The sequence below is a fragment of the Streptomyces noursei genome (assembly GCF_016917755.1).
GTDB lineage: Bacteria > Actinomycetota > Actinomycetes > Streptomycetales > Streptomycetaceae > Streptomyces > Streptomyces yunnanensis.
This window is the reverse complement of the sequence record NZ_CP070326.1, coordinates 3,155,219-3,181,990: the sequence shown is the minus strand read 5'-3', so window position 1 is coordinate 3,181,990 and position 26,772 is coordinate 3,155,219. Positions and strand designations below refer to the sequence as shown.

Genomic DNA, 26,772 nt, shown 5'->3' with positions numbered 1-26,772 from the left:
GTGCGGACCGTCCTCGTCACCGGCCCCGGCGGCGCGGGCCGCACCACGCTCGCCGCCGCGACCGCCCTGGCCGGTGCCCGACAGGGCGCGCGGACCCTTCTGCTCACCACCCAGAGCAGCGCCCCGGAGGCGGTCCTCGGCACCCGCCCCGGCGTCGCCGAACCCGCGCCGATAGCCTCGGCCCCCGGCCTGTACGCCCGCCGGATCGACCCCGCGGACCGGTTCCGCCAGGAGTTCCTCGCCTTCCAGGAGCGCGCCGGCGCCGCCCTCGACCTGCTCGGTGCGGCCCCGCTCGACGAGGACGAGCTCACCGAGCTCCCCGGCTCCGAGTCCTTCGCGCTGCTGCACGCTCTGCGCGCCGAGCACGCCTCGGACGCCTGGGACCTGCTGGTCGTCGACATGCCGCCGGCGGCCGAAACGATCCGGCTGCTGGCGCTGCCCGCGCAGGTCCGCCGCTACCTCCGCCGCCTGCTGCCGCCCGAACGCCAGGCGGCCCGCGCGCTGCGCCCGGTCCTCGCCCAGCTCGCCGGCGTCCCCATGCCGGCCCAGAAGCTGTACGAGGCCGCCGAGCGCTGGGAGAGCGAACTCGCCGCCGTCCAGCGGGTGGTGGACGCCCCCGGCACCTCCGTGCGGCTGGTCACCGACGCCGGCCCGGTCGCCAACGCCACCCTGCGCACGCTCCGCGCCGGCCTCGCGCTGCACGGCCGCCGCACCGACGGCGTCCTGGTCAACCGGCTGCTGCCCACCGGCTCCGCCGACCCCTTCCTCGCCGGCCTCTCCGGCAGCCAGCAGACCGCCCTGAAGGCGCTGCGCGAGGAGTTCCCCGACGTCCCCGTCCACGAGGTGCCCCACCTGGGCCGCGACCCCCAGGGCGTGGCGGAGCTCGACGAGTTGATCGACGGGCCGACCGGCGCCGTGCCCCCTCCGCCGCCGGCCGCCGACCCCTGGACCGTCGAGGACCGGCTGGCGATCGAGGGCATCCTCGTCTGGCGGGTGCCGCTGCCGGGCGCCGAGCGGGACGGCCTCGGCCTGGTGCGCCGCGGTGACGAGATCGTGGTGACCGTCGGCCGCTTCCGCCGGATCCGGACGCTGCCCTCGGCGCTGCGCCGCTGCACCGTCTCCGGCGCGGCTCTGCGCGACGGCGCCCTGGAGATCCGCTTCACCCCGGACCCGGGACTGTGGCCGCGGACCGCGCCGAGCGACTGAATCCGGCACCCCCGTTCGGGTAACGTCGTAACACGCCCTCGCCGTGCTGCCGCGCGCACGACGGCGGCCTACGTGCCTTAACGACAGTGCCCCACGGCACCGTCCCGTCCGTACCGCCTGCAGGAGTCCACGGAGTCCGTCATGAGTGATGCCACCGAGCGCCCCGCCGACCACCGCGCCGAGCCGGAAGCCGACGCCTGGGAGACGGCCTGCGCCGAGGACCTCGCCGCGGAACAGGCCCGCCGCCGGGACGAGTACGGCCCCCAGCCGGGCAGCGCCGCCGAGGAGTTCCGCCGGCTCGCCGAGGCGGTGACCGACAAGCTCGCCGCCATCCAGCTGCCCGGCGCGCTCGGCGGAATGGCCGCCAGCAGCGCGGTGGGCGGGCTGCTGCGGCAGGCCAAGGCCGCCGTCGAGCCGGTCATCGAGCGCAACCCCGACGTCTTCGACCACCTCGCCGCGGCCGGCTCCGAACTCCTCGCCGCCTACCGCTCGGCGGTGACCGGCAGCGAAGGCCGCTGGACCCGCGGCGAGACCGCCGACGACCGCCCCGAGGGCCAGGCCACCGATCCGCGCGACGACGGCCCCGCCGGCACCGAGCGCATCGACCTCGACTGACGCCGCCCACCGCCCCGACGGGTGGGAGATCCCCGGCCTCAGCGGCCCTGACCGGCGGGGAAGCCCCCCCTGCCTCCGGTACGGTGGTTCACGGCGGGGTTCGAGCGAAAACTGAGGGACACATGGGACTCACCATCGGCGTCGACATCGGCGGCACGAAGATCGCGGCCGGCGTGGTCGACGAAGAGGGTTCGATCCTTGAGACGTGCAAGGTTCCGACCCCGCAGGCCACCGACGCGCTGACCGAGGCCATCGCGGACGCCATCCGCACGGTCGGTGCCGGCCACCACGTCGAGGCCGTCGGCATCGGCGCCGCCGGCTACGTCGACGAGAAGCGGGCCACCGTCCTGTTCGCCCCGAACATCGACTGGCGCCACGAGCCGCTCAAGGACAAGGTCGAGCAGCGCGTCGGCCTCCCCGTCGTCGTCGAGAACGACGCCAACGCCGCGGCCTGGGGCGAGTACCGCTTCGGCGCCGGCCAGGGCCACAGCGACGTCATCTGCATCACCCTCGGCACCGGCCTGGGCGGCGGCATCATCATCGGCAACAAGCTGCGCCGCGGCCGGTTCGGTGTCGCCGCCGAGTTCGGCCACATCCGGGTCGTCCCCGACGGCCTGCTGTGCGGCTGCGGCAGCCAGGGCTGCTGGGAGCAGTACGCCTCCGGCCGGGCCCTGCTGCGCTACGCCCGGCAGCGCGCCTTCGCCACGCCGGAGGCCGCCACGGCGCTGCTCGCGCTCGGCGACGGCACCCCCGAGGGCATCGAGGGCAAGCACATCAGTGCCGCCGCCCGCCAGGGCGACCCGGTCGCCATCGACTCGTTCCGCGAACTGGCCCGTTGGGCCGGCGCCGGCCTCGCCGACCTGGCCTCGCTCTTCGACCCGTCCGCCTTCATCGTCGGCGGCGGGGTCTCGGACGAGGGCGAGCTGGTCCTCGAACCGATCCGCAAGTCCTTCCGCCGCTGGCTGGTCGGCAACCAGTACCGTCCGCACGCCCAGGTGCTCGCCGCCCAACTCGGCGGCAAGGCCGGACTGGTCGGCGCCGCCGACCTGGCGCGCCAGGGCTGACGCGGATGGCGGCCGAGCACCCCGGACGGACCGCGTCCGGCGGGACGGATCCCGCCCCCGGCACCGACGCGACGGCCCCCGTCGCCGGACTCCCGGCCTCCGCCACCGAGGCGGACGGCTCCGCGGTCGTCCGGGTGCTCAGCTACAACATCCGCTCGATGCGCGACGATCAGGCGGCGCTGGCCCGGGTCATCCGGGCCTGCGCCCCCGATCTCGTGCTGGTCCAGGAGGCGCCGCGCTTCTTCCGCTGGCGCAAGGCCGCCGAGCGCCTCGCCCGGGCCAGCGGCCTGGTGTACGTCACCGGCGGCGCCAGCACCGCGGGGCCGATGATCCTCGCCCACCTCCGCGCCCACGTGGAGCGCACCGAGGACGTCCTGCTGCCCCGCACCCCCGGCCTGCACCAGCGCGGCCTGGCCACCGCCGTGCTCCGCTTCGCCGGGGCCCGGCTCGGGGCCGTCAGCTGCCACCTCAGCCTCGATGCGCGGGAGCGGTACGGCCAGGCCGGGCTGCTGCTGGAGCGGGTCGCCGGGCTGGGCGTCCCGCACACGGTGGTCGGCGGCGACCTCAACGACCGGCCGGACGGGCGGAGCTTCCGGCGGATCGCGGGGCTGCTCAGGGACGGTTGGGCGGCCGAGCCGTGGGGCGGGGAGCACACCTCCACGCCGCACCGGCCGCGGCAGCGGATCGACGCGGTGTTCACCACCGACGGCGTCGAGGTACTGGGGTGCGGGGTGCCGCGCGATCTGCCGGGCCTGCGCACGGCCGACCTGCTGGCCGCCTCGGACCACCTGCCGGTGCTGGCCGCGCTACGGGTGCCGGCCGGCGGCTGACCCCGGCCGGTCCTCGGCTTCAGGACCGGCCGGCGGCCTTCCCGCCGGACGGGGACCAGGACCCTTCCGACCCGTCGGACACGACCTAGACCACCGCCCCGCCGCCCGGCATGTCATCGTCGTCGTCCCGGTCGTTGGCCATCCGGGCGAAGAGGGTGGCCAGGCCGCCCAGGAAGCCGCCGATGCCCAGCACCGCGGCCCACCAGGTGAGCGGCTGCTGGAAGACGACCATGCCGAGCAGCAGCAGCGGGCCGCCGAGGACCGCGATCCAGGTGAACTTGGTGGTGGTGTCGGCCTGCGGCAGCGGCGGCGGCTCGGGCGGGGTGAAGTGGCCCTCGTCGGTCTCGTCGAAGTCGTCGTCGGAGGACTTCTCGGGGGTCCAGTCGCGCGGGCCCACGCCGGGGGCGTAGACCACGAAGCTGCCGGGGCGCGACGGGGAGTCCCCGCCGGGCGTGCCGTCGGCGGGGCGCGGGGCGGGGGATTCCGGGGCGTCCTCGTCCGCCGGCGCGGTGCGCTCCGGTCGCTCCCCGGTGCCCGGGAACTCCGGCCGCTCGCCGTAACCCGCGACGATCTCGGCCCACGCGGCCTCCTCGTCGAGTGGGTCCCGGGGGTCGCGGGGGCTATGCTCCGCCACTGGCCGCCGTGCCCTCCTGGACCGCGTCCGGCCGGGCCTCGGGGGCGAGTCGGGTGATGAAGGAGTAGGTGTCCCGGAAGATCCGCTCCGCGTCGTGGTCGAGCGTGGCGACGTGGTAGCTGCGCTCCAACACCTCGTGCCGGACGTCGTCGGAGGAGACCCGGCTGAGGATGCGCTCGGAGTCGACGGGCGGGACGACGTGGTCCTGGCGGCTGGTCAGCACCAGCAACGGCTGGGTGACGCGCGGGAGTTCGGAGTCGACCAGCGCGAAGAACCGCCGCAGCGAGTGCGCGGCGTGCAGCGGCACCCGGTCGTAACCGACCTCCACCGCACCGGGCTTGGCGATGTCGCTCGCGATCCCCTTGGTCGTGCGGACGACATGGCGCAGGACGGGCAGCAGCGGCGCCGCCGCGTCGTGGACCTTGTTGCCCGGGTTGACCACGGCCACGCCGCTGATCGCGTCGCCGTGCCGGGCGGCCAGTCGCAGCGCCAGCGCGCCGCCCATGGACAGTCCGCAGACGAAGACCTTGGTGCAGCGCTCGGTCAGCGCGCGCAGCTCCCGGTCGACCTCGGCGTACCAGTCCTGCCAGGTGGTGAGCTGCATGTCCTCCCACCGTGTGCCGTGGCCGGGCAGCAGCGGCGCGCTGACGCTCAGCCCCCGGTCGGCGAGGTACTCGGCCCAGGGGCGGATGGACTGCGGGGAGCCGGTGAAGCCGTGGCAGACGAGGACGCCGACCTCTCCGCCGTCGCGGCGGAACGGCTCGGCTCCGGGGAGGAGCGGCACCGGGGAACTCCGATCGGTGAGGGGACTCGCGGGTTACTTAAGGGTACGCGGAGTGACCGCGGCGGGGTAGGGCCGTGGCCCTACCAGGGGGTGTGGCGACAGCCGCTCCGGTGGAGCTGGGGCCTGCACGGGGGCGGGTCGGGGGACCCGCGCGGGGGCGCGGACGCCCGCGGACGGGACCCGCGCGCGCTCTCGCGGACCGCCGCGGCCCCCGGGCGTGCCGTGAGGGGGTTAAGGTCATTGCGTCAGACACAGGAGGCAGTCGGTTGATCTACGGCGCAATGAAGTTTTCCATCGGCGGTCCGCTCAGGCTCGCGTTCCGTCCCTGGGTGGAAGGCATCGAGAACGTTCCCGCCGAGGGTCCGGCGATCCTCGCGAGCAACCACCTGTCCTTCTCGGACTCGTTCTTCCTGCCCGCGGTTCTGGACCGCAAGGTCACCTTCATCGCCAAGGCCGAGTACTTCACCTCCCCGGGGGTCAAGGGGAAGTTGACCGCCGCGTTCTTCAAGGGCGTCGGGCAGCTCCCGGTGGACCGTTCGGGCGCGCGCGGCGCGGGCGAGGCGGCGATCAAGAGCGGGATCGAGGTGCTGGAGCGCGGCGAGTTGTTCGGCATCTACCCGGAGGGCACCCGCTCCCCGGACGGGCGGCTCTACCGCGGCAAGCCGGGCGGCCTGGCGCGGGTGGCGCTGGCCACCGGGGCGCCGGTCATCCCGGTGGCGATGATCGACACCGAGAAGGTGCAGCCGCCCGGCAAGGTCCTGCCGAAGATGGTCCGGCCCGGCATCCGGATCGGCAAGCCGCTGGACTTCAGCCGCTATCAGGGCATGGAGGGCGACCGCTACATCCTGCGCTCGATCACCGACGAGGTGATGTACGAGATCATGAAGCTCTCGGGCCAGGAGTACGTCGACATCTACGCGACCGCTGCCAAGCGGCAGATCGCCGAGGCGGCCAAGGCCGCGGAGGCGCAGAAGAAGGCTTAAGGCGAAGGCCGGGGCGGTGCGGCCCCGGTGAGGGGTGGGGGTTGCCCGCATGAAGGATGCCGACATAGAGGACGTCCGGGCCAAGGGCGGCGAGGTGAAGGGCGGCCGGGGCGCGGCACCCGGCGGGGGCCGGAAGGCGCTGCGGATGTCCGTCGAACTGCCGCTGTGGCGGGCGCTCACCGGCTACCGCATCCTGACCCTGGTCTATGTGCTGGGCCTGTCCGCGGTCGCCTATCCGCGCTACGCGCACCCGCTGGGCGCCGCCGCCTACATGGCCGCGCTCACCCTCTGGACGGCGCTGACCTGGCGCCGTACGACGTCCGCTGAGCGCTGCACCCGGCAGTTCCTGCTCGCCGACCTCGGCTTCGCGGTCGGCGGCATCCTGCTGACGTCCGTGATCGACACCCACGCCCGGATCATGGGCGGCGCCCCGACGCTGCCGTCCATCTGGACGGCGGGGGCCGTCCTGGGCTTCGCCATCAAGGGCGGCTGGCGATGGGCCGCGGTGGCCTCCAGCATCGTGGCCGTGGTCAACCTCGTCGAGCGCCAGGAGCTGGCCCGGGACACCGTCCACAACGTGGTGCTGGTGTGGGTGGCCAGCGTCGCCATCGGCTATGTCGTCGAGGTGGCCCGGGCCAGTGAGCGCACCCTGGCCCACGCCCTCCAGATCGAGGCCGCCACCCGCGAGCGGGAGCGGCTGGCCCGCGACATCCACGACGGCGTGCTCCAGGTGCTCGCCATGGTGCAGCGGCGCGGTGCCGCGCTCGGCGGCGAGGCGGCCGAGCTGGGCCGGATGGCGGGCGAGCAGGAGGTGGCGCTGCGCACCCTGGTCGCTGGCGGGCTGGTGCCCCGGCAGCGGACGGTGCTGGACGTCCCCCAGGACGCCGCGGCCGCGGCCCGCCCGGCGGACCCCGGCCCGCTGCCGGCCGGCCCCTGCGACCTGATGGTGCTGCTCGCCCCGGACGCCGGGGCCGGGGTGACGCTCTCCGGCCCGGGCTCACCGGTCGAGTTGCCGGCCGCCGCCGCGGTGGAGCTGGCCGCCGCTGTCAGTGCCGCGCTGGACAATGTACGGGTGCACGTGGGGGCCGACGCCCGCGCGTGGATCCTGGTGGAGGACGAACCGGACGCGGTGCTCGTCACGGTGCGCGACGAGGGGCCCGGCATTCCCGAGGGCCGGCTCGCCGCGGCCGAGCGCGAGGGCCGCCTCGGGGTGGCGCTGTCGATCCGCGGCCGGCTGCGGGAGCTGGGCGGCAGTGCCGAGTGGCTCTCGGTCCCCGGCCAGGGCACGGAAGTGGAGTTGAAGGTTCCCAAGGGCATCGCGCCCGAGGGCGGACGACGGGGGAGAGCGCGCGCGTGAGTGACGAGACGGGCCTGCGGGTCATGGTGGTCGACGACCACCCGATGTGGCGGGACGCGGTCGCCCGCGACCTGGCGGAGGCCGGGTTCGACGTGGTGGCGACGGCCGGGGACGGCCTCCAGGCGGTGCGCCGGGCCCAGGCGACGGCGCCCGACGTGCTGGTCCTGGACCTCAATCTGCCGGGGCTGCCCGGTGTCCGGGTGTGCAAGGAGCTGGTCGGCGGCAATCCGTCGCTGCGGGTGCTGGTGCTCTCCGCCAGCGGCGAGCACGCCGACGTCCTGGAGGCGGTGAAGTCCGGCGCCACCGGCTATCTGCTGAAGTCGGCCAGCACCGAGGAACTGTTGGACGCGGTCCGCCGCACCGCCGTCGGCGACCCGGTGTTCACCCCGGGCCTGGCCGGCCTGGTCCTCGGCGAGTACCGCCGGCTGGCGACGGAGCCGTCCCCCGCGGCCGCCGACGAAGCGGACGCCCCCCGGCTGACGGAGCGGGAGACCGAGGTGCTGCGCCTGGTCGCCAAGGGGCTCTCGTACAAGCAGATCGCCGAGCGGCTGGTCATCTCGCACCGCACGGTGCAGAACCACGTCCAGAACACCCTCGGCAAGCTCCAGTTGCACAACCGCGTCGAGCTGGTGCGGTACGCGATAGAGCGCGGCCTCGACGGCGTCTGAGGCGCCCGCCGTCCCCCTGCACGGGCCGCGCGCCTGCGCTCGTAAGGGTGAACACCTTGTGTCAACTCCCGTGCAATTGACGGGGATCGACGCACACACCATCCCGGAGTGACCCAGGTCACCATTAGCGTGACCGGCGTTACGCTCACGGACGGCCGTACGGCGGCCACGGACGGGATGAAGGTGAAGCGATGCGGGTCGGAGTACTGACCGGCGGCGGCGACTGCCCGGGTCTGAACGCGGTGATCAGGGGCATCGTCCGCAAGGGCACCCAGGAGTACGGATACGACTTCGTCGGGTTCCGGGACGGCTGGCGCGGACCGTTGGAGGGCCGCAGCATGCGGCTGGACATCCCGGCGGTGCGCGGCATCCTGCCCCGCGGCGGCACCATCCTCGGCTCGTCGCGGACCAACCCCTTCAAAGAGGAGGACGGGGTCCGCCGGATCAAGGAGACGCTCGCCAAGCACGAGGTCGAGGCGCTGATCGCAATCGGCGGCGAGGACACCCTCGGCGTCGCCTCCCGGCTCTTCACGGAGCACGGCGTCCCCTGCGTCGGTGTGCCCAAGACCATCGACAACGACCTGTCGGCCACGGACTACACCTTCGGCTTCGACACCGCGGTCGGGGTCGCCACCGAGGCCATCGACCGGCTGCACACCACCGCCGAATCCCATATGCGGGTGCTGGTCGTCGAGGTGATGGGCCGGCACGCCGGCTGGATCGCGCTGCACTCCGGCCTGGCCGGCGGCGCCAACGTCATCCTCATCCCCGAGCAGCGCTTCGACGTCGACGAGGTCTGCCGCTGGATCGAGTCCCGCTTCAAGGCAAGCTACGCGCCGATCGTGGTGGTGGCCGAGGGCGCCATGCCCAAGGACGGCGACATGGTGCTCAAGGACGGCAGCACCGATTCCTTCGGGCACGTCCGGCTGTCCGGTGTCGGCGAGTGGCTGGCCAAGGAGGTCGAGGCGCGCACCGGCAAGGAGGCCCGGACCACCGTCCTGGGCCACACCCAGCGCGGCGGCACCCCCAGCGCCTTCGACCGCTGGCTGGCCACCCGCTTCGGGCTGCACGCCATCGACGCGGTGCGGGATGCCGACTACGGCACGATGGTCGCGCTGCGCGGCACCGACATCGTGCGGGTACCGCTGTCGGAGGCGACCGCCAAGCTGAAGACCGTCGATCCGGCGCTCTACGCCGAGGTCGGCGTCTTCTTCGGCTGACCTCCGCCGTTCTCCGGCCGCCGTCCTCCGGCCGAGCGCCGCCGTCCGCGCCCCGGGCGGCACCGCCGGGCGATGGGTCGTATATTCGCCATGACGCGACATATCCGGCCCATTGCCTCCGCGTGGCGCCGCCGCCGGCGGGGGAGAACCGGAGGAGAACGTGGAGATCGTCGCATTCGGCGTGCAGGCGGACGAGCGGCCGATCCTGGAGCAGGCGTTCGCGGGCCGCCACCAGGTGCGTTGCCTGGACGTCTTCCTCGACCGCGACACCGCCCCCATCGCGCACGGCTACGAGGTCGTCTCCACCAGCGCCAACGACGACCTGAGCGCCGAGGTGCTGCAGACCCTCGCGGCCGGCGGCACCAAGATGGTCGCCCAGCGCTCCACCGGCTTCAACAACATCGACCTGGAGGCCGCGGCCGATCTGGCCATGACCATCGGCCGGGTCTCCGCGTACTCCCCGTACGCGGTCGCGGAGTTCGCGTGGCTGCTGGCGCTGGCGGTGAACCGGCGGCTGGTGCCGGCCGCCAACCGCACCCGCAACTTCGACTTCCGGCTGGACGGCCTGATGGGCCGCGATCTGCACGGCCGGACGGCCGGGGTGCTCGGCACCGGCAAGATCGGCACCGCCTTCGCCCGGATCGCCCACGGCTTCGGGATGCAGCTGCTGGGGTGGGACCTCGTCGAGAACCCGGAGTGCGCGGCGCTGGGCATGCACTACGTCCCCCGGGAGCGGCTGTTCGCCGAGGCGGACCTGATCAGCCTGCACGTCCCGCTGACCGAGGACACCCGGCACCTGGTCGACGCCGCCGCGCTGGCCGCCATGAAGGACGACGCGATCCTGGTCAACTCCAGCCGCGGCGGGCTGATCGACACCGCGGCCCTGGTCGAGACGCTCAAGGCCCGCCGGCTCACCGGCGTCGGCCTGGACGTCTACGAGGAGGAGGCCGGGCTGTTCTTCTACGACAAGTCCCTGGACGTGGTCGGCGACGACACCCTGGCCCGGCTGATGACCTTCGCGAACGTGCTGGTCACCTCGCACCAGGCGTACTTCACCGAGGAGGCGGTCGGCCAGATCATCCGGACCACCGTGGCCAACGTGGAGGACCATCTGGCCGGCCGCACCAGCGCACACCTGCTGGTCACACGAGGACAGCTGCCAGCAGCTGTGCGGTGACCGCCGCGCCGTCCAGGGTCAGCACCGACTCGGGGTGGAACTGCACGCCCGCGAAGCCCGGGCCGCGCAGCGCGTGCACCTCACCGGTGGCCTCGTCCCGGCTCAACTCGATGCGGTGCATGGCCAGTTCGGCCGCCGTCCGGTCGTCGCAGCGGGCCGTGAAGGTGTTGTAGAAGCCCACCGTCTCGGGCCGCCCGAAGAAGTCGATCCGCTCCTGCGCGCCCTGGAACGGGACCTCCTTGCGGACGATCTCCAACCCCAGCTCCGCGGCGAGCAGTTCGTGGCCGAGGCAGACCCCGAGCAGGCCATGCCGGTGACCTGCCACCAGGTCGGAGGTGAGGGACCGCAGGAACCGCATCTTGGGGTCGGCGATGTCGGACGGGTTGCCCGGCCCCGGGCCCAGCACCACAGGACCCTGGTGCGCCAGGGCCGCCGCGCGCAGCCCCGGCTCGTCGTAGCGGCGGACCGCCACCGTCAGCCCCGAGGTGCGCAGCAGGTGCGCCAGCATCGCGGTGAAGGTGTCCTCGGCGTCGACCACCAGGGCGTGGCCGCGCAGCCCGGTCGACGGCGCGCCGTCCCCGGCGGTGGTCTGCATCCGCAGCCAGAACGGCGCCAGGTCGGCCCGGCGGGCGTCCAGCGCGGCCCGCACCCGCGGGTCGTCGGCCAGTCGCGGCGCCGGCCCGGCCGCGGCCCGCACGGACGCTGGCCGGACCCCCAGCGCGGTGAGCACGCCGGCCGCCTTGGCGTGCGTCTCGGCGACCTCGCCGGCCGGGTCGGAGGCGCGGACCAGGGTGGCGCCGACCGGCACCCGCAGCCGCCCCCGCGCATCCCCGCCGTCGATGTCCGCGGTGCGGATCAGGATCGGGGAGTCCAGCGTCTGCGCCCCGGTCGCGTCCCGGCCGATCAGCGCCAGCGCGCCGGCGTAGTAGCCCCGCCCGCGGCCGTCCGGGCCGACCGGCTCGTGCCGCTCGATCACCCGGCAGGCGTTCTGCACCGGCGACCCGGTGACCGTCGCCGCGAACATCGTCTCCTTGAGGACGTCCCGCACGTCCAGGGTGGAGCGGCCGCGCAGCTCGTACTCGGTGTGCGCGAGGTGCGCCATCTCCTTGAGCCGCGGCCCGACGACCACCCCGCCCTGGTCGCCGACGGTGCACATCATCTTCAGTTCCTCGTCGACCACCATCGACAGTTCCTCGACCTCCTTGCGGTCGCCGAGGAACGCCAGCAGGCCCTCCGCGGTGGGGCCCTCGGCCGGGTAGCGGTAGGTCCCGCTGATCGGGTTCATCACGACGGTGCCGCCGGTGGCCCGGACGTGCACCTCCGGGCTGGCGCCGACCAGCGTGCGCACGCCGGGCCGGTGCACCACGAAGGTCCAGTACGCCCCGCGCTCGCCGGCCAGCAGCCGTCGGAACAGCGCCAGCGCGTCGGCCGCCGAGAAGTCGGGGATCGTGCCCTCGAAGGTCCGGCGGATGACGAAGTTGGCGCCCTCGCCGGTGCCGATCTCCTCCCGCACCACCCGTTCGACGATCTCCGCGTAGGCCGCGTCGGTGACGTCGAAGGCCCCGTCGTCCACCCGGACGTCGTGCGCCGGGAGCGCCGTCAGCAGCGCGTCCAGCGGCAGCTCGTGGCACTCGGCCGGGCGCAGCACGGCCAGCGGGGTGCCGTCGTCGTGCGCCCGGAAGCCGCGCTCGCGGATCTGCCGGAACGGGACCAGGGCCAGCGCGTCGGTGACCGGCGCGTCCGGCACGCCCTCGCCGAGCGGGATGTCGGCCAGCCGCTCGACCTCGGTCACCTCGCCGATCAGCACCTCGACGGTGTCCCCGTCCCGGCCGGGGGCGCGGCGGCGGAGCAGGGCGAACGGCGGGCAGGCGGGGTCGAGCAGCCGCTGGACCAGCGCGGCGGCGTCGGGTGGGGTCTGGGGCGCGAGGTGCATGGGCGGTTCCTTCCGGGAGAGCTTCCGGTGCGGAGGGAACGGCCGTGGGAACACCGAAGGCCGCCCCTCGGGCGGCCTTCGCGGTCTGTGGGATGCGTACGCGAATCAGTGGGCCGCCGGCTGGGCGGTCCACCACCAGTCCATGTTCATGGTCGGTCGCGTCTGCATGGCCGGCACCCTACCGGATCGTCGGCCACGCGGCGTCTCACAGTCCGGATGGCGGACGGACACGGCTGCCGGACCCCGTAATGTGGGGGTGTGACCGTGAACGCTGAATCCCACGCCGGTGGCAACACCTGGCGAGACCTGCCCGCGGCGCAGCAGCCTGACTGGCCGGACCAAGAGGCTCTGCGCGATGTGATCGCGGAGCTCGAGTCCTATCCGCCGCTCGTCTTCGCGGGCGAGTGCGACCAGCTGCGCGAGCGCCTGGGCGCGGTCGCCCGAGGTGAGGCGTTCCTGCTTCAGGGCGGCGACTGCGCGGAGGCGTTCGACGCCGTCTCCGCCGAGCACATCCGCAACAAGCTCAAGACGCTCCTCCAGATGGGCGCCGTGCTGACCTACGCCGGGTCCGTCCCGGTGGTCAAGGTCGGTCGGATCGCCGGCCAGTACAGCAAGCCGCGCTCCAAGCCGACCGAGACCCGTGACGGGGTGACCCTGCCGACCTACCGCGGCGACTCCGTCAACGGCTTCGAGTTCACCGAGGCGGCCCGCATCCCGGACCCGCAGCGGCTCAAGCGGATGTACCACGCCTCCGCGGCGACGCTGAACCTCGTCCGCGCCTTCACCACCGGCGGCTACGCCGACCTGCGCCAGGTGCACGCCTGGAACCAGGACTTCGTGAAGTCCTCGCCCTCCGGCCAGCGGTACGAGGCGCTGGCGCGCGAGATCGACCGGGCGCTGAACTTCATGAACGCCTGCGGGGTGGACCCGGAGGAGTTCCGGACCGTGGAGTTCTACTCCTCGCACGAGGCGCTGATCCTGGACTACGAGTCGGCGCTGACCCGCGTGGACTCCCGCACCGGGAACCTCTACGACGTCTCGGGCCACATGGTCTGGATCGGCGAGCGCACCCGTCAACTGGACGGCGCACACATCGAGTTCGCCTCCCGGGTCCGCAACCCGATCGGTGTCAAGCTCGGCCCCACGTCCACCGTGGAGGACGCGCTCACCCTGATCGACCGGCTCGACCCGGACCGCGAGCCGGGCCGCCTGACCTTCATCACCAGGATGGGCGCGGACAAGATCCGCGAGAAGCTGCCCGACCTGGTGGAGAAGGTCACCGCCTCCGGCGCGCAGGTCGTGTGGATCTGCGACCCGATGCACGGCAACACCTTCGAGGCGGCCTCGGGTCACAAGACCCGTCGCTTCGACGACGTGCTGGACGAGGTCAAGGGCTTCTTCGAGGTCCACAAGGCCCTCGGCACGCACCCGGGCGGCATCCACGTCGAGCTGACCGGTGACGACGTCACCGAGTGCGTGGGCGGCGGCGACGAGATCTTCGTCGACGACCTGCACCAGCGCTACGAGACGGCCTGCGACCCGCGGCTCAACCGCAGCCAGTCGCTGGACCTGGCCTTCCTGGTGGCGGAGATGTACCGCGACCAGTGACGGTTGCCGAACAACGTGTGGGGCGCGGATCCTGTGATCCGCGCCCCACTGCGTTGCCGCGCATTGTTGCGCGCCCGCCGTCACGGGTAAGGTAAGGGTTACCTCACTGCCGATCGCCGGGATCGTCCGAGGTGCCCTTACGGAGGTGAACCCGCGTGTACGTCTGCTCCTGCTTCGGCATCACCGAGCAGCAGGTCCGCGAGCACGCGGACCGGGGCGCCTGCACGCCCCGTCAGGTCGCCTCCGCGTGCAAGGCCGGCACCGACTGCGGCAGCTGCGTCCGGCGCATCCAGGCGCTGCTGGGCCGCGGTGCGTGCCCCCGTCGCGAGCTGATCGACAGCGGCGCCCCCGACGCGCTGCGGTCGGAGTCCGAGCCGGGGAGTCCGGCGTCCGAGGTGCCGGCCGCGCCTTCCGGGCCGCTGGCCGCGGAGGTGGCCGCACCGGCGCCCGCGGGCCTCCGGGCGGCCGCGTAGCCCCCTGGGGCGCCCCGTCGAGGTGCATCGCGCCGGGCCGTCAGCTCGGCTGCTCGATCACCTGGGCGAGGTAGAGCGCCTCCCCGAGCTTCTCGACCAGCTCCAGCTGGGTGTCGAGGTAGTCGATGTGGTGCTCCTCGTCGGCCAGGATGTCCTCGAAGATGTTGGCCGAGGTGACGTCCCCCTTGGCGCGCATGACCTCGATGCCGCGCTTGAGTCGGTCGATCGCCTCCACCTCGATCTGCCGGTCGGCCTGGAACATCTCGGTGACGGTCTGGCCGACCCGGACGTGGAACAGCCGCTGGTAGTTCGGCAACTCTTCGAGGAAGAGGATGCGGTCGGTCAGCGTCTCCGCGTGCTTCATCTCGTCGAAGGACTCGGCGCGGGTGTACTTGGCGAGCTTGTACCAGCCGAAGTTCTCCTGCATCTTCGCGTGCAGGAAGTACTGGTTGATCGCGGTCAGCTCCGCGGTCAACTGCTCGTTGAGGAATTCGATGACCTCGGGGTCGCCCTGCATGGCTGCGGGCCCCTTTCACGCGAGTTCTGGGCAAGTGCCGCGCATCCTTGCACCGCCCGGAGCGAGCCGTCCAGTAAGTTCACACTTAGTACGAGTTGCCCGATTCCATCCCGCCCTGGTCATCGGCACCCCGCACGGTCTGACACCATGGGGGCATGGGCCAGCCGGAAAGTCGCGACGAGGAGCCTGTGCTGCCTCCGGGACAGCGGCTCCAGAGGGGCTGGCCGGTGACGCACTACGGACCGGTCCCGAAGTTCCGGCCCGAGCGCTGGGAGTTCCGGGTCTTCGGCGCCACCGCCGACGGCGCCAAGCACTGCTGGACCCACGAGGAGTTCACGGCCCTTCCGTACACCACCGTCGTCGCCGACATGCACTGCGTCACCAAGTTCAGCATGCTGGGCGCCGAATGGGGCGGGGTGCTGACCCGCACGATCCTGGAGCTGGCGCCCCCCGCGCCCGAGGCCACCCATGTGATGGTGTGGGCTGAGTACGGCTTCAGCTCCAACCTCCGGCTCACCGACTTCGGCGCGCAGGACTGCCTGTTCGCCACCCACCGCTCCGGCGAACTGCTCACCGCCGAACACGGCTTCCCGGTCCGGCTGATCGTGCCGCACCTCTACGCCTGGAAGGGCCCCAAGTGGGTCCGCGGCATCGAGTACATGACGGCCGACCGCCGCGGCTTCTGGGAGGAGCGCGGCTACCACAACCTCGGCGACCCCTGGCGCGAGCAGCGCTACTCCTACCAGGAGGAGCCGGGCGAGGGCCCGGAGCTCTGAGGGCCCGGCCCGCCCGGCCCCGTGCCGGGTTCAGGGCAGCCGCAGTTCCTTCAGCCGCGCCACGTCCGCGGCGTGGCCCTCCTCGCCGCCCGGGGTCTCGATCACCAACGGCACGCCGTCGGTCGCGGGATGCGCGAACAGCTCGGCGAACGGCTCCGCGCCGATGTGGCCGGCGCCGATGTTCGCGTGCCGGTCCTTGTGCGCGCCGACCACGTCCTTGGAGTCATTGGCGTGGATCAGTTTCAGCCGGCCCTCGCCGGTGACCTCCACCAACTCGTCCAGCAGCGCCTTCGTCCCGCCCGGCGCCGCCATGTCGTGCCCAGCCGCGAACGCGTGACAGGTGTCCAGGCAGACCCCGAGCCGCGGATGCCGGTCCAACGCGTCGAAGTACGGGCCCAGGTCCTCCGCCAGCGCGCACAGCGAGGAGCCCTGGCCGGCCGTGGGCTCCAGCAGCAGCCAGGGGTCGTCGTCCCGCGTCAGCTCGTCCAGCAGCGGCCGGACCTGCTCCCTGACCTGCGCCAGTGCCGTCTCCCGCGGGCGTCCGCCGGTCGCCGAGCCGGTGTGCACGACCACCCCGAGCGCGCCGATCTCCCGGCCGCGGCGCAGCGAGTGGCGCAGCGACGCCACGGACTTCTCGACCGTCGCCGGGGTGTGCGACCCGAAGTTGATCAGGTACGGCGCATGCACATACGCCGGGATGTCGTCCTGGGCGCAGCGCTCGCGGAACGCCGCGTCCTGCTCGGGGTTGCCGGGCGGCGTCGCCCAGCCGCGCGGATTGGCGACGAAGACCTGGACGACCTCGCAGCCGAGCTGCCGGGCGTACGACAGGCCCACCTTGGCCAGGCCGCCGGCCACCGGCACATGGCCGCCGACCGGATTGCGTGCGCGGGCGCGCAGGGCGGCGCCCTCGGGGGACAGGGGAGTACTCACCCTCCCAGGGTGCCAGGTGCCCCGCGGCCGTCCGCGGGCCACCCGGGCCAGCCGGTTCCTACAGCGCGCCCTTGAGCCGGATCGTGATCGTGCTGCCCTTGGGCGCCTGCTCGCCGGCCGCGACCGACTGGGACGCGACGCTGTCCTGCGGGAACAGGAACGGCCGGTCCACCGAGACCTTGAAGCCGAGGTCGGTCAGCGCCTTGGTGGCGTCCGCGGTGTTCATCCCGCCGACGTCCGGCACGGCGACCATCTCCGGGCCCTTGGAGAGCGTCAGGGTGACCGTCTCGCCCTTGCCCAGGGTGCCGCCGGCGCCGGGCGACTGCCGGGCCACGGTGTCCTTGTCCTGCGGCGCGAAGACCGGCTGATCGGCGAACTGCACCCGGAAGCCGGCCTGCTGCAGCGCCGCCGCGGCGTCCTGGCGTCCCTTGCCGACCACGTTCGGCACGTCCACCGGCGCGCCCCGGCTGACGGTGAGCGCCACCGCGGTGTCCGGCCGCCGGGTGCTGCCCGGTGCCGGGTCCGTACGGATCACCGAACCCTTGGCGACCTCGTCGCTGAACGCCCGGGTCTCGGTGCCCGGCACCAGGCCCAGGTCGCGCAGCTTGCGCCGGGCGTCCGCGAGCGGGGTGCCGGCCAGGTCGGGGATGGTGACCTTCTCCGGGCCACGGGAGACGACCAGGATGACGGTGCCGTTGCCGCGGATCCGCTGGCCCGTCTCCGGCTTCGTCGCCATCACGTGGTCGCGCTGGACGTTGGGGCTGAAGCCGCGCTCGACCTTCACCCGCAGCCCCTCGTCGTGCAGCGCCTGCTGCGCCTTGGCCTGCGTCATGTCCAGCACCGCCGGGACGTGGGTGAACTGGCCGACGTTGATGTACCAGACGCCGGTGCCGATGCCCAGGACCAGCAGCACGGCCGCCACGAGGGTGAGGATCCGCCGCTGCCGGAGCCGCCCCCCGGCCGGGGGCGCGCCGTGCGCCGGCGGTGCCGGCCGCAGCCGGGTGGTCCGGCCGTCCTCGGGTGCGGCGCCCGCCGGCGGCATCTCCAGCCGGCTGGTGCGGTTCAGCTCCGCCTCGCCCTCGACGGGCAGCGCGAGCTGGGTGCCGGCCGGACGCGGGATCACGTCCGTCCGCTCGTCGTCCGCGGACGCCTCCCTGGCCTGCGGCGGGACGACGTCCAGCTGTGCTTCGGTCAGCCGCGCGCGGACCGCGCGGGCCCGGGCGAGCAGCGCCACCGCGTCCTGCGGGCGCTGCTGCGGGGCCCGGGCGGTGGCCGCCGCGACCAGCTCGTCCAGCTCCGGCGCCAGGCCCGGCACCAGCTCGGAGGGCGGGGTGATGTCGTCGTGCAGATGGCTGTAGAGGATCTGCGCCGCGGTGCCGCCGGTGTGCGGCTTGCCGCCGGTGAGCATCTCGTAGAGCACCACACCGCAGGCGTAGACGTCGACCCGGGCGTCCGCGGTGCCGTGCTCCATCTGCTCGGGGGCGAGGTAGGAGACCGTGCCCAGGACCGAGCCGGTGGACGCGGTGGTGTGCGTGTCCACCGCGCGCACCAGGCCGAAGTCGGCGACCTTGACCCGGCCGTCGTCGCCGATCAGGACGTTCTCCGGCTTCATGTCGCGGTGCACCAGGCCGGCGCGGTGCGCGGCCCCCAGCGCGGCCAGGATCGGCTCCAGGATGTCCAGGGCGGCCCGCGGCTGCAGGGCGCCCCGCTCGCGCAGCACGTCGCGCAGCGTGCAGCCGGCGACGTACTCCATGGCCAGATAGACGTAGGTGCCGTCGGTGCCCTGGTCGAAGACGCCGACCACGTTGGGGTGCGAGAGCCGGGCGACGGACTTGGCCTCCCGGATGAAGCGGTCGACGAACGCCCCGTCCACGGCCAGGCTGGGGTGCATCACCTTCAGCGCCAGCACACGGTCCAGCCGGGTGTCCATGGCCCGGTAGACGGTGGCCATGCCCCCGGCGGCGATGCGCCCCTCGACGCGATAGCGACCGTCGAGCAGCTGGCCCACGAGCGGGTCCTGCAGCGTCGTATCCACGGCAGACGAGTCTACGAGCCCGCGCCGACACGCCGGGCGCCCCGGCCACTCTCCTGGGCTACCGCAGCGGAACCGTGACACGGGGCGGCCGGCGGACCGGCGCCCCGGGCACGGAATAATCCGGTCCCGGCCGTGGTCGCTCCCCAAGGGTGCGTCACGCGGCACACCGCACCAGAAGGGGGACCTCATGACGACGCTGCTGATGATCGGTGAGCTGGCCCGGCGGACCGGTACCACCGAGCGGCTGCTGCGCTACTACGAGGAGCAGGGGCTGCTCAGCCCCGAGCGGACCACGGCTGGCTACCGCGTCTACGAGGAGGCCGACGTCGCCCAGGTCCGCCGCATCCGCACGCTGCTGACCTCCGGGCTGAACACCGCGACCATCGCGCAGGTGCTGCCCTGTCTGCGCGACGACGACGGCCGCCTGGTGCCGACCTGTCCGCAGCTGGTCGGCGAGCTCCACCGGGAGCGCGCACGGCTCACCGACTCCATCGACGCCCTGCTGGCCTCCCGGAGCCTGCTGGACGAGGTGATCACCGCCGCCCCGCCGGAGTTCGCCGACCTGGTCGGGGCGGCGGCGGACCGACCCGGGCCCGCCGGCCGCCCCGCGGCCTAGAACGCCGGCCGCTCCGGGTCCAGCTCCGGGACGCCCTCGGTGGGCGAGGACGCCAGCGCGAAGTGGCGGCGCGGGATCCGGCCCGCCCGGTGGGCCAGCCGGCCCGCCGCCACCGCGTGCCGCATCGCCGCGGCCATCAGCTCCGGCTCCTGCGCGCGGGTCACCGCCGACGCCAGCATCACCGCCGCGCAGCCCAGCTCCATCGCGAGCGCGGCGTCCGAGGCGGTGCCGGCGCCCGCGTCGAGGACGACCGGCACGCCCGCGCGCTCGGTGATCAGCTGGAAGTTGTGCGGATTGCGGATCCCGAGGCCGGAGCCGATCGGCGAGCCGAGCGGCATGATCGCCGCGCAGCCCACGTCCTCCAGCTTCCGGGCCAGCACGGGGTCGTCGTTGGTGTACGGGAGCACCGTGAAACCGTCGTCCACCAGGATCTCGGCGGCGTCCAGCAGCTCCACCGGGTCGGGCAGCAGGGTCCGCTCGTCGGCGACGACCTCCAGCTTGACCCAGTCCGTGCCGAGCGCCTCCCGGGCGAGCCGGGCGGTGAGCACCGCCTCGCCCGCGGTGAAGCAGCCCGCGGTGTTCGGCAGCACCCGGATGCCGTTCCGCTCCAGGACGGACAGCACCGAGCCCTGCACGGTCGGGTCCAGCCGCCGCATGGCGACCGTCGTCAGCTCCGTGCCGGAGGCCAGCAGCGCGCGCTCCAGGACGTCGAGGCTGGGCGCGCCGCCGGTGCCCATGATGAGCCGGGACCGGAAGGAGGTCCCGGCGATGGTGAGCGGGTCGGCGGCGGGGTCCGGGCCGGGCGCCGCGGGGGTGGCGCCCCGTTCGACTGCGATGTCGGTCATGTCGGCGGATCAGCCTCCCTGGACGGCGGTCAGCACCTCGACGCGGTCGCCGTCGCCGAGCGCGGTGGTGGGCCACTGGCTGCGCGGCACCACGGTCTCGTTGACCGCGGCGGCCACCCCGGCCGGTGCCTGGGACAGCGTGGCGACCAGCCGGTCGAGGGTCAGTCCGCCGGGGATCCGGCGGGCCTCCCCGTTGACGGAGACGTACATCGTGGGGCCGGTGCGGCCCTCGGGGGCATCGGGGCCGTCGGGGGTACCGGGGGCGTTCATACGGGCTGCTCCTCTGGGGCGCGGGTGCGCTCGGCCCCCCGGGCGGTGGGGGAGAAGCGCGTGGGGGAGAAGGGGCGGGCCGCTTCCGGGACGGTCCCGGTGGCCAGCACCTCGGCCATCACGTCGCCGGTGACCGGCGTCAGCAGGACGCCGTTGCGGAAGTGGCCGGTGGCCAGGTGGAGGCCGGGCAGCTCGGTCGGCCCGAGCAGCGGCGCGTTGTCCGGGGAGCCGGGGCGCAGCCCGGCGCGGCTCTCGGTCAGCGGCAGCTCGGTGAGGCCGGGGACCAGCTCGTGGGCGTCCCGCAGCAGCTCGTAGACGCCGCCCGCGGTGACCGTGGTGTCCCAGCCCAGCTCCTCGCTGGTGGCACCGAGGACCAGTTCACCGCTCTCCCGGGGCACCAGGTAGAGGGGGTTGCCGCGGACCACCGCCCGTACGGTGCGGGAGAGGAACGGCCGGCCGCCCGGCGGCGGGTCCGGCAGCCGCAGCCGCAGCACCTGCCCCTTGACGGGGCGCACCGGTGGCAGCACGGCCTCCGGCACCCCGGCCAGCCGGCCGCTGCGGCTGCCCCCAGCCAGTACGACCTGACCGGCCGCCAGCCGTGTCCCGTCGGCGAGTTCCGCGCCCGAGGCGCGCCCGCCGGCGGTCGTCAGGCGCTCCGCCCAGGTGCGGTGGAAGACCACCCCGGCCCGCTCGCAGGCGGCCAGCAGGGCGTCCGTCAACCGGCGCGGATCGACCTGGTGGTCACCGTCCACCCGGAGGCCGCCGCGCACCCCGGGGGCGAGCATCGGCTCCAGCCGGCGGCACTCGCGTCCGGTCAGCCACTGGGAGTCCAGCCCGGACCGGACCTGGAGGGCGTGCAGTTCCCGCAGATGGGCGCGGTCGTCGGCGTCCAGCGCGACGGCCAGCGTGCCGCACCGCTGGTAGCCGATCCGCTGCCCGCTCGCCTCCTCCAGCTCCTGCGCGAAGCGCGGATAGCGGCGCGCCGAGGCCAGATTGAGCCCCAGCAGCGTCTCCTCGCCGTAGTGCAGCTCGGTGACCGCGGCCAGCATGCCGGCCGCGACGTACGCCGCGCCGCCGCCGGGCGCGGGGTCCGCCACCGCGACCCGCAGCCCCCGGCCGGCCGCCCGCCAGGCGGTGACCAGCCCGATGATGCCGCCCCCGACGACCAGCACGTCGGGGTGCGGTGGTGTGGCGGATGGATGCAATGGATGCATGGGCGTCCAGCCCCTCCCTTCGCCGGCATGACCCGGATCAGGTTCGTACGGTCGGAGGCCGGCCAGCCTCCCTCTCAGCCCGGTCCGTCCGGGCTCCCGCGAGTGCGTGCAGCCGCCACCCTAATACGGGCCGCGACGCGCCGTAAGGGAGCGCCCTGGCGGCACGGCCCCGTACACCTGCCGGCGGTTCCGGACGGTGCCCTGGCGCCACGGCTCATGACGCTGTGTCAGAGATCTCCTTGCGCGGTGCTGCGGGCCGCGTCGTCCGCCGTCCTAGAGTGAGCGGGTGAGCGAGCAGAGCAAGTCTCCCCAGGCCCCTGACCGCACGCCGCGCGTGGTGATCGCCGGCGCGGGGATGGCGGGTGTGCAGACCGCCGTGGCCCTGCGCGAGCAAGGCTGGCGCGGCGCGATCACGCTCCTCGGCGACGAGCCCCACCAGCCCTACGACCGCCCCCCGCTGTCCAAGGCGGTGCTGCTCGGCAAGGCCGAGGGCTCGGCGTTCGACATCGACTTCGCCGCCCTCGGCATCGACCTCCGCCTCGGCTGCCCGGTCACCGCGCTGCGCCCGGCCGAGCGCGTCGTCGAGACCGCCGAGGGCCCGATCCGCTACGACTACGCGGTCATCGCCACCGGTGCCGAACCGATCCGGCTGCCGGGCGGCGACGAGCTCCCCGACGTGCACCTCCTGCGCACCCTGGACGACGCCGAGCGGCTGCGCCCGGTGCTCGCCGCCCAGCACCGGATCGTGGTGGTGGGCGCCGGTTGGATCGGCGCGGAGTTCGCCACCGCGGCCCGTGAGGCGGGCTGCGAGGTCACCGTCGTCGAGGCCGCCGACCATCCGCTGGCCGGCGCCCTGCCCGCCGAGGTCGCCGCGTACATGACCGACTGGTACACGGACGCCGGCGCGGACCTGCGCACCGGCGCCCGGGTCGCCTCCCTCGCGCCCGGCGCGGTGGCGCTGGCCGACGGCACCACCCTGCCCGCCGACGCCGTGGTCGTCGGGGTCGGCGCCCGGCCCGCCACCGGCTGGCTGGCCGGCTCCGGCGTCGCCCTCTCGCCCGAGGACGGCTCGGTCCTGGCCGACGAGCGGCTGCGCACCTCCGTCCCCGACGTCTACGCGGTCGGCGACTGCGCCTCCTTCCCGTCGGCCCGTTACGGCACCCGGCTGCTGGTCCACCACTGGGACAACGCCCTCCAGGGGCCCCGCACGGTGGCCGAGAACATCGCCGGCGGCGAGGCGGCGGGCGTGGTCTACGACCCGGTGCCGTACTTCTGGTCCGAGCAGTTCGGGCGGTTCGTGCAGTACGCCGGCCACCACGTGGACGCCGACGAACTCGTCTGGCGCGGCGACCCGGCCGGCGCCGCCTGGTCGGTGATCTGGCTGCGGGGCGAGGGCCAGGACCGGGCGGGCGCGGCCGGGGGCGGCGCCGGGCGACCGGCGGGCCGGCTGGTCGCGCTGCTGGCCGTGGGGCGGCCGCGGGACCTGGCCCAGGGGCGGCGGCTGATCGAGAAGGGCGCGCTGCTCGACCGGGAGCGGGCGGCGGACGCGGCCGTTCCGCTCAAGTCGGCGGTGCGGTAGGGGCGGTCCGCGGGCCGGACGGCTCACCCGGCGGTGTGCACGCGGCCCCTGACGGCGACGCCCGGCTACCGGCTGTCAGTGGGAGGTGGCAGGCTTGTCCTGTGACCGAGATTGACGTAAACATCGATGGGCTCGTCCCCGCCTGGCTGACCCTCCCCGACATCGCCGAGGAACTCGGCGTCGAGGTGACGCGCGTGCGGCAGCTGGTGAAGGAGGGCCAGCTGATCGCGGTGCGTCGCGGCGAGAACCGCGTGCTCCAGGTGCCCGCCGAATTCATCCAGGACGGCAAGGTCGTCAAGGGCCTCGCCGGCACGCTGACGCTCCTGCGCGACGACGGCTTCGCCGACGAGGAGATGCTGGAGTGGCTCTTCACCGCCGACGACACCCTGCCCGGCACCCCGGCGCAGGCGCTGCGCGAGAATCGCGGCACGGAGGTCAAGCGCCGGGCCCAGGCCCTGGCCGTCTGACGGACCCGCGTCCGCCCAGTAACCGCACCACGCATCCGTAACCGCATCCACGCGTCGTACGGACCGGCCCCGGCCGGTCCGTACGACGCCGACGAGGGGGGAAGCCGCCCGATGACCGCCGCTCGACAGGCCCTGTCCGACGCCCGGCTCTACCTGTGCACCGACGCACGCACCCGCCAGGGCGATCTCCCGCAGTTCCTGGACGCGGTGCTGGCCTCGGGCGTGGACATCGTCCAGCTCCGCGACAAGGGCATGGAGGCCGGCCAGGAGCTGCGCCACCTGGAGGTCTTCGCCGATGCCTGCCGGCGGCACGGCAAGCTGCTCGCGGTCAACGACCGCGCGGACGTCGCCCATGCCGCGGGCGCCGAGGTGCTCCACCTCGGCCAGGGGGACCTGCCGGTCCCGGCCGCCCGCGCCCTGCTCGGTCCGGAGCCGCTGATCGGCCGCTCCACCCACGCCGAGGCCGAGGTGGACGCCGCGCTCACCGAGCCCGGGGTGGACTACTTCTGCACCGGCCCCTGCTGGCCCACGCCGACCAAGCCCGGCCGGCACGCCCCGGGGCTGGACCTGGTCCGGTACGCCGCCGCGCGGAACCCCGAACGCCCCTGGTTCGCCATCGGCGGCATCGACGCCGGCAACCTCGACGAGGTGCTGGCGGCCGGCGCCCGCCGGGTGGTGGTGGTCCGCGCGATCACCGAGGCCGAGGACCCGGGCGCGGCGGCCACGGAACTGGCCAAGCGGATCCGGTCCTGGCCCGTCTGACCAGGGCGTCCGGCGCCCACCGGGAGACCCCGGAATGGACGGAAGATGTCCACGTAGTGGACAGGAACCGCGCCAACCAGCCATTACGCCGATGCCGGTTGGTGTCCGTCCGGGCTGTGGTTAACCTGCGGGTATGGCCCTAGGTACAGCTTCCACCAGGACTGATCGCGCACGTACCGTGCGCGACCTGCTTGCCTCCGGCAAGCGATCCTATTCATTCGAGTTCGCCGCACCCAAGACGGAGAAGGGCGAGCGGACGCTGTGGAACGCCATCCGCCGCATCGAGGCCGTCGCCCCGACCTTCGTGTCGGTGACCTACGGCGCCGGCGGCACCTCCCGCGACGGCACGGTCCGTGCCACCGAGCGCATCGCCACCGACACCACCCTCACCCCCGTCGCCCACCTGACCGCGGTCAACCACTCCACCGCCGAGCTGCGCAACATCATCGGCCAGTACGCCGACGCCGGGATCCGCAACATGCTCGCGCTGCGCGGCGACCCGCCGGGCGACCCCATGGGCGAGTGGGTCAAGCACCCCGAGGGCATCAGCTACGCCGCCGACCTGGTCCGGCTGATCAAGGAGTCCGGCGACTTCTGCGTCGGCGTGGCGGCCTTCCCCGAGATGCACCCGCGCTCGACGGACTGGGACGCCGACATCCAGCACTTCGTCGACAAGTGCCGCGCCGGCGCCGACTTCGCGATCACGCAGATGTTCTTCTATCCGGAGGACTACTTCCGGCTGCGCGACCGGGTCCGCGCCGCGGGTTGCTCGACGCCGATCATTCCGGAGATCATGCCGGTGACCAATGTGCGTCAGATCGAGCGGTTTGCGCAGCTCAGCAACGCCGCGTTCCCGCCCGAGCTCGCCGAGCGCATCCTCGCGGTCAAGGACGACCCGGCGGCGGTACGCTCCATTGGCATCGAGTACGCGACGGACCTGTGTGCGCGCTTGATGGCCGAGGACGTGCCCGGGTTGCACTTCATCACCCTGAACCACTCCACGGCGACCCTGGAAATCTACGAGAACCTGGGGCTGCACCAGCGGCCCTGACCACGGCGGCCGGGATCCGGCGGAAGAGGGCGCATATGGGCTGGACGATCCTCTACATCGCGTTCGGCCTGGTCGCCCTGTGGCTGCTCGGCGAGGTGCTGTTCCAGAACAAGGCGCCGCTGCGCTGGCGGTTGCTGGCGCTGTGCGGCTTCCTCGGCGTGGTCACCGGCGTGCTCCTCCCCTCGGTCATAGTGATCGCGCTGGGGGGCATCGCCTTCGCGGTGGGGCAGACCTATGTGACGCTCTCCGTCCGCCGCGGCTACATGGACGGCTGGACGATCGGGGGGCGGCCCAAGCCGAACCGCCGGCGCCGCGCGCGCTCCTCGCGCGCTCCCGCGGCCGGGCCGAACCTCCAGGTCTCCGGGCTGACGGAGGAGACGCCCGAGGCCGTCGCGGGAAGCGGCACGGAGCCCACGGCCGGCGCTTACGACGGCGCCTACGACGGCGTCGGCGTCGCGGCCCCGGACCCGTATCAGACGCTGCCGGACCCGGTCGGCCCCGGTGAACCGCCCGCCGCCGCACCGGACTTCGCCTCCGCCTCCGCCTTCGCGGACGCCCCCACCGTCTACGCCCCCCAGCCGCTGCCGGACGAGACCGGGGCCTACGGCGTCTACAGCCGCGACTCCCGCCCCGACCCGTTGGCCGCCGCCTCGTACGACGTCTTCGGAAACGTCACTGCGGAGGGCGACCCCAACGCCCATGGCTACGGCGGCGGTTACAGCGCGCCCCCCGGCCAGGGCGAGTACACCGACCCCTACCCGACCTACGACGACGGCTCCTACCACGGCGGGCAGGCGCCCTACTCGGACCCGTACATCGGTACCCAGCAGTACGCCGCGCACTACGACCCCTACGAGGAGCCCGACGCGTTCGGCGGGGCGCCGTACCAGGCGGGGCAGTACGACGGCCTCGGCGGCCAGCCGGCGCAGCAGTACGGCCAGGAGTACTACCACCCGCAGACCCCGCAGACCCCGCAGAACCCGCTGGACGGCGCCTGGGTGCCGCAGCAGCGGGACACCGGGCACGCGGCGGAGCACCCGTCCTACCCGCCCCCGCAGCCGGGGTACGACGAGCAGCGCTACCACTACTGAGCGGCGGGCGGCGGTCGCGTGGCGGCCCGGCCCCGTCGCCGGTCCCGGCATCCGGGGCCGGGCACGG

General features: G+C 73.8%; 27 protein-coding genes and 1 riboswitch. Of the genes, 18 read left to right on the top strand and 9 right to left on the bottom strand.

Annotated features, from left to right (window positions below; genetic code table 11):
• From JNO44_RS14080 to JNO44_RS14065, 4 genes are all read left to right on the top strand, one after another.
• Complete coding sequence (locus JNO44_RS14080) at positions 1 to 1,206, top strand: ArsA family ATPase (RefSeq protein WP_205364393.1); 1,206 nt, start codon at positions 1 to 3, stop codon at positions 1,204 to 1,206.
• A gap of 141 nt (positions 1,207 to 1,347) precedes the next feature.
• Positions 1,348 to 1,821 (top strand): DUF5304 domain-containing protein, encoded by a 474-nt coding sequence (locus tag JNO44_RS14075; RefSeq protein ID WP_073445148.1) that lies wholly within the window; start codon positions 1,348 to 1,350, stop codon positions 1,819 to 1,821.
• Between the two features lie 122 nt (positions 1,822 to 1,943).
• The gene (locus JNO44_RS14070; protein ID WP_039637304.1) at positions 1,944 to 2,885 is read left to right on the top strand and encodes an ROK family glucokinase; all 942 of its coding nucleotides are present in this window, start codon (positions 1,944 to 1,946) and stop codon (positions 2,883 to 2,885) included.
• Positions 2,886 to 2,890: 5 nt separating this feature from the next.
• Positions 2,891 to 3,715: an endonuclease/exonuclease/phosphatase family protein gene (locus JNO44_RS14065; RefSeq protein ID WP_235093107.1), complete on the top strand. Its 825-nt coding sequence runs from the start codon at positions 2,891 to 2,893 to the stop codon at positions 3,713 to 3,715.
• Positions 3,716 to 3,800: 85 nt separating this feature from the next.
• Here the strand turns inward: JNO44_RS14065 and JNO44_RS14060 are convergent, their stop codons facing one another.
• Positions 3,801 to 4,349, bottom strand: coding sequence for a hypothetical protein (locus JNO44_RS14060; RefSeq protein ID WP_205364392.1), 549 nt, complete (start codon positions 4,347 to 4,349; stop codon positions 3,801 to 3,803).
• Positions 4,336 to 5,133 (bottom strand): alpha/beta hydrolase, encoded by a 798-nt coding sequence (locus tag JNO44_RS14055; RefSeq protein ID WP_205364391.1) that lies wholly within the window; start codon positions 5,131 to 5,133, stop codon positions 4,336 to 4,338. Before JNO44_RS14055 ends, JNO44_RS14060 begins: the two co-directional genes overlap by 14 nt.
• A 281-nt stretch (positions 5,134 to 5,414) precedes the next feature.
• Here JNO44_RS14055 and JNO44_RS14050 point away from each other — a divergent pair, with 281 nt between their 5' ends.
• From JNO44_RS14050 to JNO44_RS14030, 5 genes are all read left to right on the top strand, one after another.
• Entirely contained in the window at positions 5,415 to 6,116 is a 702-nt protein-coding gene (locus JNO44_RS14050; protein WP_039637309.1) for a lysophospholipid acyltransferase family protein, read from the top strand.
• Between the two features lie 145 nt (positions 6,117 to 6,261).
• The gene (gene macS, locus JNO44_RS14045) at positions 6,262 to 7,473 is read left to right on the top strand and encodes a MacS family sensor histidine kinase (protein ID WP_205369783.1); all 1,212 of its coding nucleotides are present in this window, start codon (positions 6,262 to 6,264) and stop codon (positions 7,471 to 7,473) included.
• Positions 7,474 to 7,496: 23 nt separating this feature from the next.
• The gene (locus JNO44_RS14040; RefSeq protein WP_420882747.1) at positions 7,497 to 8,141 is read left to right on the top strand and encodes a response regulator; all 645 of its coding nucleotides are present in this window, start codon (positions 7,497 to 7,499) and stop codon (positions 8,139 to 8,141) included.
• A 191-nt stretch (positions 8,142 to 8,332) separates the two neighbouring features.
• Entirely contained in the window at positions 8,333 to 9,361 is a 1,029-nt protein-coding gene (locus tag JNO44_RS14035; RefSeq protein ID WP_205364388.1) for a 6-phosphofructokinase, read from the top strand.
• A gap of 160 nt (positions 9,362 to 9,521) precedes the next feature.
• Complete coding sequence (locus tag JNO44_RS14030; protein ID WP_205364386.1) at positions 9,522 to 10,538, top strand: 2-hydroxyacid dehydrogenase; 1,017 nt, start codon at positions 9,522 to 9,524, stop codon at positions 10,536 to 10,538.
• Here JNO44_RS14030 and JNO44_RS14025 read toward each other — a convergent pair.
• Positions 10,504 to 12,471, bottom strand: coding sequence for an anthranilate synthase family protein (locus tag JNO44_RS14025; protein WP_205364384.1), 1,968 nt, complete (start codon positions 12,469 to 12,471; stop codon positions 10,504 to 10,506). The genes JNO44_RS14030 and JNO44_RS14025 overlap by 35 nt on opposite strands.
• A 258-nt stretch (positions 12,472 to 12,729) precedes the next feature.
• Here JNO44_RS14025 and JNO44_RS14020 point away from each other — a divergent pair, with 258 nt between their 5' ends.
• Together JNO44_RS14020 and JNO44_RS14015 are read left to right on the top strand one after the other, a co-directional pair.
• Entirely contained in the window at positions 12,730 to 14,079 is a 1,350-nt protein-coding gene (locus tag JNO44_RS14020) for a class II 3-deoxy-7-phosphoheptulonate synthase (protein WP_039637319.1), read from the top strand.
• A 155-nt stretch (positions 14,080 to 14,234) separates the two neighbouring features.
• Complete coding sequence (locus JNO44_RS14015) at positions 14,235 to 14,552, top strand: (2Fe-2S)-binding protein (protein WP_205364382.1); 318 nt, start codon at positions 14,235 to 14,237, stop codon at positions 14,550 to 14,552.
• A gap of 40 nt (positions 14,553 to 14,592) precedes the next feature.
• On the opposite strand, the gene bfr is transcribed toward JNO44_RS14015, so the two are convergent.
• Positions 14,593 to 15,069 carry a bacterioferritin gene (gene bfr / locus JNO44_RS14010; RefSeq protein WP_205364380.1) on the bottom strand — a complete coding sequence of 159 codons (477 nt, stop codon included), beginning with the start codon at positions 15,067 to 15,069 and terminating at the stop codon, positions 14,593 to 14,595.
• 155 nt (positions 15,070 to 15,224) lie between these two features.
• On the opposite strand from bfr, the gene JNO44_RS14005 reads away from it, so the two are divergent.
• Entirely contained in the window at positions 15,225 to 15,845 is a 621-nt protein-coding gene (locus tag JNO44_RS14005) for a sulfite oxidase-like oxidoreductase (protein ID WP_067352541.1), read from the top strand.
• A gap of 30 nt (positions 15,846 to 15,875) precedes the next feature.
• Here the strand turns inward: JNO44_RS14005 and JNO44_RS14000 are convergent, their stop codons facing one another.
• Positions 15,876 to 16,775 (bottom strand): deoxyribonuclease IV, encoded by a 900-nt coding sequence (locus JNO44_RS14000; RefSeq protein WP_073445141.1) that lies wholly within the window; start codon positions 16,773 to 16,775, stop codon positions 15,876 to 15,878.
• A gap of 58 nt (positions 16,776 to 16,833) precedes the next feature.
• Entirely contained in the window at positions 16,834 to 18,810 is a 1,977-nt protein-coding gene (gene pknB, locus JNO44_RS13995; RefSeq protein WP_205364378.1) for a Stk1 family PASTA domain-containing Ser/Thr kinase, read from the bottom strand.
• Between the two features lie 187 nt (positions 18,811 to 18,997).
• On the opposite strand from pknB, the gene JNO44_RS13990 reads away from it, so the two are divergent.
• Positions 18,998 to 19,426: a MerR family transcriptional regulator gene (locus JNO44_RS13990; RefSeq protein WP_205364376.1), complete on the top strand. Its 429-nt coding sequence runs from the start codon at positions 18,998 to 19,000 to the stop codon at positions 19,424 to 19,426.
• Here the strand turns inward: JNO44_RS13990 and JNO44_RS13985 are convergent.
• The 3 genes from JNO44_RS13985 to thiO all read right to left on the bottom strand — a co-directional run bounded on the left by JNO44_RS13985 (position 19,423) and on the right by thiO (position 21,755).
• Entirely contained in the window at positions 19,423 to 20,271 is an 849-nt protein-coding gene (locus JNO44_RS13985; RefSeq protein WP_073445139.1) for a thiazole synthase, read from the bottom strand. The genes JNO44_RS13990 and JNO44_RS13985 overlap by 4 nt on opposite strands.
• Before the next feature lie 9 nt (positions 20,272 to 20,280).
• Entirely contained in the window at positions 20,281 to 20,481 is a 201-nt protein-coding gene (gene thiS, locus JNO44_RS13980; protein ID WP_205369781.1) for a sulfur carrier protein ThiS, read from the bottom strand.
• Between the two features lie 56 nt (positions 20,482 to 20,537).
• Complete coding sequence (thiO, locus tag JNO44_RS13975) at positions 20,538 to 21,755, bottom strand: glycine oxidase ThiO (RefSeq protein WP_205364374.1); 1,218 nt, start codon at positions 21,753 to 21,755, stop codon at positions 20,538 to 20,540.
• A riboswitch (TPP riboswitch) is annotated at positions 21,753 to 21,865 on the bottom strand. It overlaps the preceding gene by 3 nt.
• 176 nt (positions 21,866 to 22,041) lie before the next feature.
• Here thiO and JNO44_RS13970 point away from each other — a divergent pair.
• From JNO44_RS13970 to JNO44_RS13950, 5 genes are all read left to right on the top strand, one after another.
• On the top strand, positions 22,042 to 23,334 hold the full coding sequence (locus JNO44_RS13970) for an NAD(P)/FAD-dependent oxidoreductase (RefSeq protein ID WP_205364373.1): 1,293 nt from the start codon (positions 22,042 to 22,044) through the stop codon (positions 23,332 to 23,334).
• Positions 23,335 to 23,435: 101 nt separating this feature from the next.
• Entirely contained in the window at positions 23,436 to 23,801 is a 366-nt protein-coding gene (locus tag JNO44_RS13965; RefSeq protein ID WP_073445136.1) for an Rv2175c family DNA-binding protein, read from the top strand.
• 111 nt (positions 23,802 to 23,912) lie between these two features.
• On the top strand, positions 23,913 to 24,563 hold the full coding sequence (gene thiE / locus JNO44_RS13960) for a thiamine phosphate synthase (protein WP_205364371.1): 651 nt from the start codon (positions 23,913 to 23,915) through the stop codon (positions 24,561 to 24,563).
• 133 nt (positions 24,564 to 24,696) lie between these two features.
• Positions 24,697 to 25,614, top strand: coding sequence for a methylenetetrahydrofolate reductase [NAD(P)H] (gene metF / locus JNO44_RS13955; protein WP_205364369.1), 918 nt, complete (start codon positions 24,697 to 24,699; stop codon positions 25,612 to 25,614).
• A 35-nt stretch (positions 25,615 to 25,649) separates the two neighbouring features.
• On the top strand, positions 25,650 to 26,705 hold the full coding sequence (locus JNO44_RS13950; protein ID WP_205364368.1) for a hypothetical protein: 1,056 nt from the start codon (positions 25,650 to 25,652) through the stop codon (positions 26,703 to 26,705).
• The last annotated feature ends 67 nt before the right edge of the window (positions 26,706 to 26,772 follow it).